This is a genomic window from Tractidigestivibacter sp., from assembly GCF_057241865.1.
In genome coordinates, this window is record NZ_DBHHPX010000006.1 from 59,091 (window position 1) to 72,797 (window position 13,707).

At 62.0% G+C, this 13,707-nt stretch carries 8 protein-coding genes; 1 reads left to right on the forward strand and 7 read right to left on the reverse strand.

What is annotated here, in order from left to right:
• Positions 1-74: 74 nt before the first annotated feature.
• The 4 genes from ACO59D_RS03355 to ACO59D_RS03370 form a co-directional block, all read right to left on the reverse strand.
• Complete coding sequence (locus ACO59D_RS03355; protein WP_485125758.1) at positions 75-1,868, reverse strand: ABC transporter ATP-binding protein; 1,794 nt, start codon at positions 1,866-1,868, stop codon at positions 75-77.
• Between the two features lie 245 nt (positions 1,869-2,113).
• Positions 2,114-4,603, reverse strand: a complete 2,490-nt coding sequence (locus ACO59D_RS03360; protein WP_485125759.1) for a glycoside hydrolase family 3 N-terminal domain-containing protein — start codon at positions 4,601-4,603, stop codon at positions 2,114-2,116.
• Positions 4,604-4,758: 155 nt separating this feature from the next.
• Positions 4,759-5,259, reverse strand: coding sequence for a hypothetical protein (locus ACO59D_RS03365; RefSeq protein ID WP_485125760.1), 501 nt, complete (start codon positions 5,257-5,259; stop codon positions 4,759-4,761).
• 839 nt (positions 5,260-6,098) lie between these two features.
• The gene (locus ACO59D_RS03370; RefSeq protein WP_485125761.1) at positions 6,099-7,526 is read right to left on the reverse strand and encodes a replication-associated recombination protein A; all 1,428 of its coding nucleotides are present in this window, start codon (positions 7,524-7,526) and stop codon (positions 6,099-6,101) included.
• Positions 7,527-7,709: 183 nt separating this feature from the next.
• Between ACO59D_RS03370 and ACO59D_RS03375 the strand changes: the two genes are divergently transcribed.
• Positions 7,710-8,492, forward strand: coding sequence for a gamma-glutamyl-gamma-aminobutyrate hydrolase family protein (locus ACO59D_RS03375; RefSeq protein ID WP_485125762.1), 783 nt, complete (start codon positions 7,710-7,712; stop codon positions 8,490-8,492).
• 70 nt (positions 8,493-8,562) lie between these two features.
• On the opposite strand, the gene ACO59D_RS03380 is transcribed toward ACO59D_RS03375, so the two are convergent.
• The 3 genes from ACO59D_RS03380 to ACO59D_RS03390 form a co-directional block, all read right to left on the reverse strand.
• Complete coding sequence (locus ACO59D_RS03380) at positions 8,563-9,804, reverse strand: deoxyguanosinetriphosphate triphosphohydrolase family protein (RefSeq protein ID WP_485125763.1); 1,242 nt, start codon at positions 9,802-9,804, stop codon at positions 8,563-8,565.
• Between the two features lie 217 nt (positions 9,805-10,021).
• Positions 10,022-11,398, reverse strand: a complete 1,377-nt coding sequence (locus ACO59D_RS03385) for a hypothetical protein (protein ID WP_485125764.1) — start codon at positions 11,396-11,398, stop codon at positions 10,022-10,024.
• Positions 11,399-11,838: 440 nt separating this feature from the next.
• Positions 11,839-13,695, reverse strand: a complete 1,857-nt coding sequence (locus ACO59D_RS03390; protein WP_485125765.1) for a GNAT family N-acetyltransferase — start codon at positions 13,693-13,695, stop codon at positions 11,839-11,841.
• Between the last annotated feature and the right edge of the window lie 12 nt (positions 13,696-13,707).

The window sequence follows — 13,707 nt, forward strand, 5'->3', positions numbered from 1 at the left end:
GGCACTAAAGGCACCAAAGGTGGCACCGCTTCGGCGCTTGGGTGACGCCGCGGCACCAAGGACAACGCCTCTCGTTACTCTCGCACGCCCTCGAACTGCATGCGGTAGTACCGCGCGTAGGTGCCACCTCGTGCAAGAAGCTCATCGTGCGTCCCGCGCTCAACCACACGCCCGGCATCTATCGTCGCGATCTCGTCGGCGTCCTTGATGGTCGAAAGCCGGTGCGCAATCACGATGGTCGTTCGCCCCTGCGCAAGCGCGGCAAGCGACGCCTGCACCGCATGCTCGGACTCGTTGTCCAGAGCCGAGGTGGCCTCGTCCAGAATGAGGATCCTTGGGTCCTTGAGAAAGACCCGGGCGATGGCGATGCGCTGCTTCTGACCGCCAGAGAGCCGCGTGCCCCGCTCCCCCACCTGGGTCTCGTAGCCACCGGGCAGCGTCTCGACGAACTCGGCGATGTTGGCCTTCTCGGCGGCATCGCGAATCTGGGCCATGGTCGCACGCGGACTGCCGTAGGCAATGTTCTCGGCAATGGTTCCGTCGAAGAGGTAGACGTCTTGCTGCACGATGCCAATGGCCTCGCGCAGGCTTCGCTGCGTGACCGAGCGCACATCCTGGCCATCGATGGCTATCGAGCCGGAATCCACGTCGTAGAAGCGCGGCAGCAGCGCGCACGTCGTGGACTTGCCGCCACCGGAGGCGCCCACGAGGGCAATGGTCTCGCCTGGGTGAATGTCCAGGCTAAGGCCACGGATGACCTCGGGACCCCCGTCCGCATCCCCGCCGTTCTCGTAAGAGAAGCGGACGTCGTTATAGGAAATGGCACCCTGGGTGACCTTGAGCGCCGGCGCTCCGGGGACATCCTCGATATCTGGCTGAGAATCGACCATCTCCTTGAAGCGGCGAAAGCCTGCGATTGCCTTCTGGAACGTCTCGGTGAAGTTGAGGATGTTCTCGATGGGCGTGGTAAAGAGCGAGATATAGAGGGCGTAGGTCGCAAGGTCTGCGACGTCCATCTGGCCCTGCGCGATGAGCCAGCCGCCCATGACCACGATGAGGGTGTAGAGGATGCCCATGAGTGCCGCAATGCCTGCCTGGTAGCGGCCCATCGCGCGATACATGCGCACCTTCGAGTCGAGGTAGGCCTCGTTGCTGATGCGGAACTTCTCGCGCTCGACGTCCTCGGCGGCGAAGCTCTTGACCACGCGCGCCCCCGCGAGGCTGTCCTCCAGACGCGAGTTCACGTCTGCAATGCGCACGCGGTTCTCGCGAAAGACCGCCTTCATCTGGAGGTTTGCCCGCAGGTTGTAGATCACGAGGGCGGCGAGAACGGCGGCGAGGCACAGCGTGAGCGGCACGTTGATAAACGAGAGGATCACGAACGAGCCCACGACCTCGATGGCGCCGATGAGGAGAAACTCCGGACCGTGGTGGGCAGCCTCTGAGATGTCGAAAAGGTCGCTCACCAGGCGGCTCATGAGGTCGCCTGACTTGTTGCGGTCAAAGAACGAGAGGCTCATGCGCTCGTATGCGTCAAAAAGGTCCTCTCGCATGAGGCTCTCCATGCGAGCGCCCATGACGTGGCCCCAATACGCGACAAAGTATCGGCACCCAAAGCGCACGGCATAAGCCGCCACAAAACCGATGAGGAGATACGCGAGGGCTCCCATGATGGCGTCCGTGCCCTCGCAAAAGAGACCGCCCGTAAGCATGCGCAGCACCTGCGGAAACGCAAGGTCGATGCCCGCAACGATGATGGCGCAGACGGTGTCGGCCACAAAGAGATGGACTTGGCCCGCATAGTAGGCAAGAAAGCTTGAGAAGAGCCCGCGGCGCCGATCCGCGGCAGGGGTGATGGTACTTGGCATACGTGTCCCAACTGATGCGATGCTGAATGTTATCCGCGAGACATCATAGCCGAGGGTTGGACGACGAGGGCGGCGGATTTCGGTGGGGCAGACTCTCGCGAGAGGTCGCTAGGGACCTGCGGTGCCCCGCTTGCTGGGACGCGTGGGATGAGGGAGGAGGGATGGCGCGTCCCGCATCAGCCCCCGCACGCAGCAAGGGGCCCGCCCGGCCGACGGGAGATGATGGCCGGGCGGAAGGGGTGGGGCTAGTCGCGACTCCAGGATGCCTCGGTCTTCGTAAGAGGCGTGGCCTTATAGGTCTTCGTGCGGTCATCGTCGATCACGCCGGACCAATTGAGGCCATAGCAGAAGTCGTAGGTGTTGCCCTCGGAGTCCGCGTAGCAATCGAGATCACGCGGCACGTCCTCTTGGTCTGCCTCGACGGCATCCATATCCTTGGGCATCTGGTGGTTGAGAAGGCCACTGGGCTCAACCTCGCCAGCAATGATCTTGGCGAAAGCCTCCTCGGTGATGCTGCCAAAGCCAAACAGAATGGCATCGGCATACTGCTCGATTTCGCCAAAGCACATAGGCCTGTCAGCATCGATCACAAGAATGAGCTTGGCATCAGCGGGAATGCGATTCTTGACATCAATGACGAAGTCAAGGTCAGACTCATTGGTCGCGTAGGTAGACTCGCCGTAGTAGCTGCGATTCTCAAGGGTGCCGTACTCGTCAACGGGGTTGAGCGACTCCTTGCGGACATTGGCCCCATCGGCGGTGTAGGGACGATACTGCAGGGAGAGGGGCTTCCATGTAGGATCGGGCTTCTCGGCAGGAATGCCCATCACGACGTTAATGAACTTGTTGCCACCATCTACGCCCTGGTAGGCGTCCTTGGGGTTGTCAATCTTGACAATGGCGTACTTGACCTCCGCCAGCTCCTCAGAGGTGAGCTGCGTAAGATCGCTCTCCTGATAAGTTGCTTTTCCATCGTCTCCGGCAGGACCAGAAGGATCAGCAATCTTATCGGTAACGACATCAAAGCCCATATCAGTAAGGTTAGCGCCAAAGCACTGAGAGATGCTTGCGGGGGTAGACCCGCCAAATGCGTTGGTAGCCGCAGCAGTAAACTTCTGAGGAATATAGACCTTGCCGGACAGTCCGCTCTTGGAGATGACGTTGCTCTTGTTCTTGAGCATGACTATCGACTTACATGCAGCATCGAGACCAAAGGCATTTGCAGCATCGGAGGTCATGATTTCCTTGGCAGCAATGCGATCGGAGTACGGCTGCTCAAACAGGTCGACTGTCATCTCGACCTTGATGAACCGACGCGCGTGCTCACGCATAATCGAGAGTGCCTGGTTCTCACCGAGGTCATCGACCATCAGCTGATACCCAGCCTTAGCGTTGTCGAGGTCCCACTCGCCACCAATGGTGTCGACGTTGTTCTGCATGAGCTTTGCATAGCGCTCGGGGACCGTTAGGTCTCTGCAGCCATGCATGATGGCGGAAAGAATCATCCAGTCAGTGCAAATCCAGCCATCCCAGCCAACTGAGCGAAGGATGTTCATGTTCGCAGTGCTGTACGCAGAGCCAACGGTCTCGCCAAGTTCATCAGGGTTGTTCGGGTCGTACGCGATGCCATAGCACGGCATAACCGCCAGAGCATGGTCGGTCTGGGAGTCGAGCTTGAAGCCGCCATCAAGGAAGGGAATAAGATGAGCCTCAAAGTTCCCACCAGGGAACACGTTCCACTTGCCCATGTCCGAATGGTCATCACGGCCACCCTCATTGGAACCTTCTCCCACGAAGTGCTTCAGCATAATCGCACAGGACTGGCCACCCCAACCTTGATCATCCGTAGCGTCATCGTCACCCCAGGTCGACTGCATGCCAGCGCCAAACGCCTGAATGAAGTCACGGTTGAGAGCGGGGTCGCCACCGCATGAGCCGGAAAGACGAGTGCCCTTTGTCTCAGAGTAAAGGTCAATCTGGGGACCAAGCTCGATACGTACGCCTGTGGACCTCCATGCCCTTGCCTGCCACATACCAGCCTTACGCCAGACATCCTTATTCATTGTGCAGCCAAGGCCAACAGAACTAGGAACGTTGAAAAGAACATAGGGATCAGAGAAGTTCAGGTATGGGATGCCCCAGCCACCAACCTTCTCGCATTCCTCCTGCGCACCGTTAATCCACTCAACATCCGAGGCATAGGAGTCTGCGTCAGACATAAGACGAGACACGCCAGACCTCGATCCCTGGTCAATGAGGCCGTAGCCGTTCGTGTCGGTGGATGTCGTACTGCCACCGGTAGTTCCGTCGGCAAACGTAAGACCGAGAATGTCATCGATTTCGAGCTGATCGGCCAAGCTCTTGGCACGGTCATCAATGCTCTGACGCCAATCCTCGTAGAAGTCGAGCTTGCCGTTGCCGTTGAGGTCCTTGAACGCCAGGCCGTCGACCTGAATGATCTTTGACGTATCCATCACGCCAAGTACGGCGCCACCATCAGGGTTGGTGTAGCGAGTCCAACCGTCACGAGTTTCTTCACTTGTCCACTTCGCCTGAATAGAATCGGCATCAGGATTGATGGGGTACTTGTCTGCAGACGGCACGCTTGACTCGATAGAAGACCCACCGCTTGTCGAGCACGCGGCAAGTCCCGCAAGGGCTGCCGCGGCCGCAGAGCCTGCGAGGAAGTTCTTGCGCGTCAGGTTATTTCCCATATCCATTCTCCTCTTTGTCATGCGGCCCCCTCCCACAGGGGCGTGGCCTTCCCTCCGCACGGCCTTGTAGCCGTGGCAATTCCCGCGTGATTAGTGAGGCTCACAGGCGAGGCGCTCCCGGCGCCAGCCTGCGTGGCCCTGGCCAGATGAGACAAGGGGAAACTCCCTTTGTCTCACTAGCCGTAGAAGTCGAAGTTGATGGTGTCGAAGTCGGCGATGCCAAAGTCGGCGGCGTTGCCCTTAAGCGAGGACTTGTCGGCAACCTCGAGCGTGATGGTCTTGCCGCTGCTGAGGTTCAAGGTGAGCTCGGTCTCGGTACCCTCCCAGGTGCCGGTGTCGGTGAGCAGGTCGGCGTGGGCTTCGAGGGGCTTGACCTCGCAGGTGCCGTCATCCTTGACGTTCACGTCCAGCATCTGCTCGGTGCCGCCGGCGGTACCGTAGACGGTCTGGCCGGTGATCTCGACGGAGCCACGCCACTGGCCCACGTAGAAGCTATTGGCATCGAAGTCCTTCGAGGAGCTGGAGCTGCTGGACGAGCCGGAGCTCGTGGTAGACGTGCTGCTCGTGGTCGACGAGGATGACGAGCCCGTTGATGACGTCGACGAGCCGCCGCATGCCGCAAGCGGCATGCACAGCGTCGCGGCGAGAAGGCCCGCCACCAGTACCTGCTTCTTCATGCTTGGTTCCTTCCCCTCTGGCTGGAGCCCATCTCCAGCCACCCCGCGCGCCGCAACTCGACGCGCCTTGCTCGATAGCCATTACAAATCGATGACGCCATGTTTGAGGGGGACGGTACTAATCTGTCGATTTTCTGGCGTGTCTTGCAACCCGAGACGGTAGACGGAGGGGCGAAATGCGTCGCGACGGGAGGCAAGCGTCGCTGATCGGGCCCTCGCCGGGACAGCTGGGCGTTTACGGTGAGCCATCGATGCACTAAACGACGATATCGTAGGGCATTTTAGCCGTCCAGCCATCAGCAGAGGCTCTCGGCGGGCGAGGTGGTCCCTCGACGCGAGGCGTCCGTCACGGATTGACGGTTGGTGGCAGTTTGCGATAAATCCTTGATATGAAATCGAGCTAGTCACAAATCGTCTGCCTGCGATTTATCAAATCTCAAAGAGCTTGCTACTCGGGGGTACCGCCAAAAACTGCCACCAACTGTAAGTATGTGCCATTCGGCAGTGTTGGGCTTTGCTCGGGTGCCACTGGGGTTCCCTGTCGGGCGCGTGCAGCCGGGCACGAGACGCCGGGTGGCAAGTTTTGACGGTTGGTGGCAGTTTTTCGGGGATGATCCGAGTATCAGACGATTGCATTCCTGATAAACCGCAGGTCAGGGATTTGCGACATCGACGCACTCATATCAAGGATTTGCCGCAAACTGCCACCAACCGTCAATTCGTGAAATGTGATAGCTCCGAGGGCCCCCTCAGGCAAGTAACCCTCTCGGTTCTGGGGCGCAACGCCCCAACTTCTCCATGAACCCTAGTTGGCCTCGCGTGAACCCAGCCCCTTAGCGCTATGCGCTGCGCCCGGATGCATTGTCGCTGTCAGACGCGCCGCTCTCACTGCCATCGCTGCCCTCAGCGACGTCTCCGGCAGATATGCCCTCCAGCCGCTGCGGAGCTGTGTCGGCACGGTCGCGCGCGGCGGACTCGATGCGCCAGGCCTCCCAGCCACGTGGGCTCGGGTGAAAGAACGCGCCGCGCTCTAGGCCCTCGGGCAGGTATCGCTGCTCGACCCAACCCGTGGGGTAGTTGTGAGGATACAGGTACGGACCGTACTCGTCGGAGCCAGGACGGTGCCGGTCGCGCAGGTAGCTGGGCACCTCGCGACGCGGGCCCTCGCGTACCTCCTTGAGCGCAGCATCAATCCCCGCCTCCGCAGCGTTCGACTTGGGCGCCAGCGCCATGTATTCAACTGCTTGCGCAAGGTTGATGCGGCACTCCGGAAGGCCGATGACCTCGGTTGCCTTGAATGCCGCCTCGGCAACGAGAAGCGCCTGGGGGTCTGCATTGCCAATGTCTTCCGAGGCCAGGATGAAGATGCGGCGCGCAACGAACTTGGGATCCTCCCCCGCGTCGAGCATGCGTGCCAGCCAGTAGAGCGCGGCGTCCGGATCGCTCCCGCGCATAGACTTGATGAAGGCCGAGATGATGTCATAGTGCATGTCGCCGGACTTGTCGTACGACAGGCCATGGCGGGGATTTGCCTCAAGCACGTGGGCGCGCGTAATGCGCACCGGCTCCTCGGGCGTAGCCGCGCCCGATGGCGCCGCCATCTGGCTTGCCAGCTCGAGCGAGGTGAGGGAGGCGCGCCCGTCTCCCCCGGCGAGAGTAACGATCTCCTCAAGGGCATCGTCATCGAGCGCGAAGGCCCCCTTGAGGCCGTACCCCGAGGTCACGGCGCGACACACGATTGTGCGAATGGAGTCGTCGTCGAGCGGCTCGAGCTCCACCACACGCGAACGCGAGAGCAGCGCCGAGTTCACCTCGAAGTAGGGGTTCTCAGTCGTGGCACCCACTAGAACCACGGTGCGATCCTCAACGGCATGCAACAGCGCATCTTGCTGGGAACGATTGAAGCGGTGAATCTCGTCCACGAAGAGGATGGTGCGCCGACCCAAGGAGAGCAGGCGGCTCTCGGCAGCGTCCACCTCGCGCCGAAGGTCCTTCACGGTTCCCGTAACGGCAGACACCTCGACAAACTCCGCATGTGTCGAGTTTGCGATGATGCGCGCAAGGGTGGTCTTGCCCGTGCCGGCAGGCCCATAGAGAATCACCGAAGAGAGCGTGTCATGCTCAATTGCAGTGCGAAGCCAGCTCCTTGGGCCCACGGCCTCGGTCTGGCCCACGTATTCCTCGAGGGTCTGCGGGCGCATGCGCGCGGCAAGCGGGGCGTTCATCGTGCGCTTGTAGCGTTCTATGTTGGTGAAGAGGTTGTCCATGCAAGCGATTGTAGCCCAGGGACGTAACCGTTGGGCGCCGGGCTATTGCGTCGACGGCAGAGCTCGAGAAAGACCGCCGCCCTCTCGTCTGGCGTTCGTTTTTTCTGGAATGGCTGCCGCCGGGGGTCGAGGCCTCATCGGTCGGCTAAGGTATCCAACGGCACATCGCTCAGGGGAGGAAATATGGGAATCGCAGCCACCAGGCCGCTCATTGGAATCACGTCTAGGCCTCGGGAGGACCCGGAATACCCCTACTGGACCATGACCGACGATCACTACGCTGCGTCCGTAGCCGAGGCGGGAGGCATTCCGGTTGCGCTCCCCTATGCCATTCCCTTTGGCTTTGACGTGACGGCCCTCGTCCCCGACATCGTGCAGCGCCTTGATGGCATCCTCTTCACAGGTGGCGGCGACATTGCCGACTGCTCCTTCTCCGGCCACGCCTACGCGCCAGAAAGCCATTCGCCCATATCGCTCACCTGCCCCGCACGCGACACGTTCGAACAGGCGCTCATGCGCGCGTGCTGGGACGCAGATGTGCCTGTCCTTGGCATTTGCCGAGGCATGCAGGTCATGAACGTGACCCTTGGTGGCACGCTCGTGCACGACGTCAAGGACTACCCTACCAAGACGATTCTCCACACCAGGGGCGACTCGCCCGACTCCCCCGTCCACCACGTGCGCGTCTCAGAGACGAGCCGCCTGGCAAAAATCCTGGGTTTCACGTCGGGCGAGGTGAACTCCCTTCACCACGAGGCCATCTACACCCAAGCTCCAAAGGGCAACGTCGTGGCATGGGCCGAGGATGGCACGCCGGAGGGCCTGGAGTTTGACGAGAAGACCTTCTTCCTGGGCGTGCAATGGCATCCCGAGAAGCTGCGCACGCAGCCGCAGCTCTTTGCTGCCTTCGTCGATGCCGCGCAAGAGCACGGCGCAGCCGAGCGTGCGGTAGCAGGGAGCCGGTAGCCGCCGAGAGGCAGCTGCGTGCATGGGATTTCCAGGGCCCCGCTGTAGTGGAGGGCACCAAGCGCGCCCCTTAGGGCCTCACCCCCTCGAAGTAGCCGCGACGCGGGAAGAGCTCCCGGGCCCGGGGAAAGAGTTCTGAGCACGTAGCCATAAAGTAATCGTCGGTCATCGACGAGATGAAGTCGACTACGGCCAGGTCTGGGTCTATCTCCCAGTCGTAGCTACGCCCGTAAGGTGCAAGGTGACGCCTCAGTGGCTCTATGTGGTGACGGAAGATTGCCGCAGACTCATCACCTGCATGAAGCGCTGCCAGTTCGTGCTCATACAGCAGCGAGAAGAGCTCGGAGACACCGCGCGAGAAGTCTCCGTTGACCTCCGAGGCTCCATAGATCTTCTCGTAGTTCTCGCGCTTGGCTCGGCGCATCTCGGCAAAGCCTTCCTCGCTCATCTCGATGCGTGGCTTGCCAATGCTGTTCTCGACCACGTCAGCCACAAAGGCACCAAGCGCCCAAGCGTTGTACGCCCCGCCAAGGCCGTCATCGAAGCTCTTCTCGGTGCAAAGACCTGCACGAATGGCATCTTGGCGATCCTTGCCCACATAGGCGATGATGTCGGAGACGCGCACCACGCAGCCCTCGAGCGTCATGGGACGCAGGCGGGCAATGGTAGGACCGCCCCTCTCCCAGCACTCCCCCACCCCACGGTCAAACTCTTCGAAGTCGGAAAGCTGGCTTGTCTCGAAGACCTGCTGCTCGAACTCGCCGTTGTGGCAGATGACACCGTCGAGGGTCTGGAGGGCGAGGTTTCTGCCATACGTAACGTCAAGGACCCGAACGCTTTGCACGTTGTGGGCAAAGAAGCGGCCGGTGCGAGCGTGGTAGACGTCGTTCAGGAAGCGCTCGCCGGCATGGCCGAAGGGTGTGTGGCCAATGTCGTGGCCCAAGGCGATTGCCTCGATGAGGTCGAGGTTGAGACCGAGTGCGGCGCCGATATCTCTTGCCACGCGGGCCACAAGCTGCACGTGCAGGCCGCGCCGCGCCAGGTCGTCGTCCGCACGGAACGAGAACACCTGCGTCTTTCCGGCAAGGCGGTTGTACGCGGACATGTGCATGATCTTCTCGGCATCGCGGACAAAGGCAGGACGCAGGGCACTTTCCTGGTCACGCTCGGTCTTGTCGCGACGGAGGGCTGCCTCGTTGGGCGTAGCAAATGGCGAGAGGGACCCCGCTGCGCGAGAGCTGAGAACGGCCCGTTGGGCCCTGGGCGAAAGCTCCCCTGTGAGGTGGGGAGCGAGCTTGTTGATGGTTTCCATGTCTGCCTCCTGGCGGTTTTGCTTCTCGAGGCAGATTCTAGCAAGGGAACGTGACATTAATTGGGAGTTAGGGACGTCCCGCAGGCGCCGTCGGTATCTGTCCGCAGGCTGCGTCAGTCCCTGCCGAGAGAAACCGAGACAGATTGACTGCGGTGTCCCACCGGGACGCAATTGGGTCGCAGGCTTTCGGGACGGGCGCCCCGGCGCTGGTACCTGCCTACTCGACGACAAGGCACCCCATGTTAAGACGATGCGTCCACTCGCCAATGACGTTACCCTCGCCGCAGCGGGTAAAGACACCGCCAAACTTGCCGTTGAAGAGGAAGAGCCCCTCCATGTTGCTCATCTCGGGGGCCGCAAGCGGGTCCTCGCCGGGCTTGAGCATGCCGCCTCGCATGGTGGGAGTGCGGTACTGGGGTGCGTACGCCTGCACCACGCCGCCGCTCTTCGCGCACGAAGAGAGAGCGCGGTCCCACTCCTCTTGCGTCTTGCAGTCGAGGCCGGCCACCACGCCTACGGCGTTGTACCCGCCAGCGGGCTTCACGATCCAGCGGTCCTTCTCGGCATAGGGCGAGAGGTCCGCATCGGCGTCGAGCAGCACGGTCTCGGGTACGTGGGCGTCAATGAAGGCGCGCTCCTCTGACGTAAGGATGCCGTCCATCGCATGCGAGCGCATGACCGCAAAGACCGTCTTCGTTGCGCACGGCCAGGTCCTGTAGCCACCAATGACGCAGGCTAGGCCACGACGCGCGGCTTCGGCCAAGGCGTCCGCACCGGGGCAGGGCTTCTCGGCAATCTCGGATGTAACGGCGCGGCGATACACGCAGGAGACGGGGCCGCCCGGCGCCATGAGGAGGTCGGTACCAGCCACATGCTCGATGCGCAGGTCGCGAATGTCGCAGAACTGGGCATAAAAGCCGCGGTCGGAAAGGCGCCACAGGAAGTCCTCGAGCTCATCCATCGAGGCGCTCTCGGGATAGTCCACGATGCACATCGACGGGTGCGCCACGTCACTGCCAAAGCGGTCAGCGTTCGCCCAGCTGGCATACGTCTCCGCGATGGCGTCGATTGCCTCGCCGACCAGGTCATACGTCGTGATCGATGGGTACTTCTCGGCAAACTTGCGATAGGTATGGGTTGCCTGGATGGCACGGGTTACCTCGACGGTCGTGGTCATGCCAGCCGAGCCGTCGGTGTTGAGCTCGCAGAACTGGAAGTCGCCAGTCTCCTCGTTGAAGAAGACGTCCACACGCGCGATGGGGATCATCTGGTCATAGCCTGTGGGGATGATTGTGAGAGCCTCGAGCTCCGGTGAAAGGCGGAAAAGTGCACGGAACTCGGGGTTGCGCAGGTACTCCGCAGTAATCTTGTCCATGATGCGACCCATGGTCTCGGCGGCATCGCGCAGAATGTCAGTCTGGGCGGCATCAAAGATCTTGGGCGTCATGGCCCAGGAGACGGGCCCGCCATGGTAGAGCGCGTGGGTGGTGAGAAGGTAGCGGTCACCGGCCTCCCTGCTCTCAACGTCGCCGTTAAACTCGCGCGCAGTCGAAAGGAACTCGTCCTCGAGCTCGCGTCCATGAAGACTGGTCATGATTACCACTTCCTGCTCGCCCTCATATGGAATGGCATATCGGCGAGCGCACTGAAATATTCTGCATATGGCTGTGAGATTGTAGTCGCTTGGAAGCAGCATCACCAATTCTGCACACTAGCAGTCATACTCGGGGGCGGCGAGGGCCGAGAGCCCCCGCCTGTGCAGCTACGCTCGGCTCAGGAAGCGCATGTCCTTCTCCGGGCGAAAGGCGGCTCTCGGCACGAGGCAAACCCGTGCCCGCCCGCGATTGTGTGACGGTTCGTCACAGACTCGCATCCGAATGCGTGACCCGCGCAGGACGTCACACATTCGTCGACGTTCGTGTTGCGAACCGTCACACATTCGAAGCCAGCACGGCCGAGAGCCGGCGGCGGCGCCGGGAAGCCGAAGCTTACGAAAGCGTAAGACGCCCGTAAGTTCACTCGATGGCACCAAAGTTACGCTCGGCTCAGGAAGCGCATGTCCTTCTCCGGATGGACCGTAAGCCCGAGCTTCTCTTGAAGGGCAATGGATGCCCGGTTGTCGGGCCACACCTCACCCCAGGGCACAAGGCCGCGGTCGAGCTGCTCGTTAATCTTTGCCGACTCAAGCGCCGTTGCCCACCCGCGACGACGCTGCTCGGGGAAGACCTCCAGCATGCCGATGGCACCCTCGGGATGCTCGCCGACAAAGGCACAGAGACGCCCCGCCTCAAAGCCGCCCAGCACAAGGCCGCGCTCGAGAATGTCCTCTAGCTCGCCTGCAGCCAGGTACTCGGGGTGCGAGTAGTGCTCGGCGACAAGCTCGGCATAGGCCGACGTGAGCGTGCGGATGTCGAGCGTGGGATCGACGTCGAGATGCCGTCCCTTCTCGTAAATCACCATGTTGCAGGGCACGTCCTCAGTGAGGCCCAGGTCGCGGCGCACGTCGTGCACGGGAGCCGAACCCAAGACGCACACGAAATCGCGAGACGCAAAGACGTCAAGCGCCTCGCGCAGGGCCTTCTTCGCGGTTCCCCACACAAAGGTTCCGTGATGCGGAATCTCCAGGATGCAGACGCCCTTCTCGGCAACGAGCACCTCGCCAATCCCCCGGCGGGCGCACTCGAGGATGGGAAACGCCTCGCGCGGTCCGTCCGAGAGGAGCTCGATCGCGCGTGCCCGGCGGGTTTCCGCGGGCTCCGACAGCGCATCCATGATGAAGGCTAGACGCTCTGCGATGGTTTTGGAACCGCCTGCGTTGGGGTGCTCGTAGCCATCGGCCATGAGGACGGGGCTGGCTTGCAGGAGGCGCGACCCCTCCACCAGGTGCATGCCGGGGTTGGCGGCAACCGCGCCACGGATAAGATCGGGTACCACGGCAAAGCAGCTGCCACGATGCGTGGGGTGGGTCTCGTCCGAGTGCCACAGCGGCGTGAGGGTCCAGACCGACGCCTCCGGCCACGCTTCGGCGACCTCGAAGAGGCTCGTGCGGATGTCGCGCGAGATGCGCATCTCCTGACAGGGCTCGTAGCGATAGTTCTCGCCCAGCTCAACCACCACGACCTCGGGCGATGCCTCGTCGGCAAGGCCCACCGTCGAGCCGGGGAGAAACACCTGCCCGCCGATGCCCTGGTTGAGCACGTCCATGCCAAGTCGCGTGGCGAGAAGCGCCGGCCAGTTGTGTGCCGGGTCACCGGCGACGAAGCCCTGGGCAATCGAGTCGCCAATCACCAAGAGCTGGCCGCGGGCCTCCACCGGCTCAATCACGTTGCCGTCACCCACAACACGGCGTAGGTCGCAGCTCGTAAGGCACGGCAACCACACGCGTACGCGATGGTGGCGACCCAGACCCGGCAGGCGCTGAAGATTGCTTACGGGTGCCTCGTCGGGGTCATCGAGCGAGAATTCCACACGCGTGATGCCGTCGTCGTTCTCCTCCGGAAGCACACAGGGCAGGTGCCTGCCGTCAACGTCGCAAGAGAAGCCGTCGAGCGGACCGTCCGGCGCAAAGGCGCACTCGGAAGTCTCGGCCAGGACCTCGCGCGAGCCGCGCGGGAAGGCCTCCACGCGCGCCTCGAGCACGATGGCCGAAGAGTCCGTCTCGAGCTCCACGGTCACGCCCGCCGTGCAGGCAGCCATTGTCCGGTAGAGGCCCGGATGCCAGGCGCGGCAACTCCCAATGGCCTTGAGCTGGCCCTTTGCAAAGCGCCAAGGGTGAGTCCACCCGTGGCCCAGGGGCTCTGCCCACACGACGCCGTGCAGCAGTCCCTCTGCGGGAACGCTCACGAGCAGGTCGGCCATGTCCTTCTCATCCATGAGTTCACTGACGCTCATCGCATGTCGCCC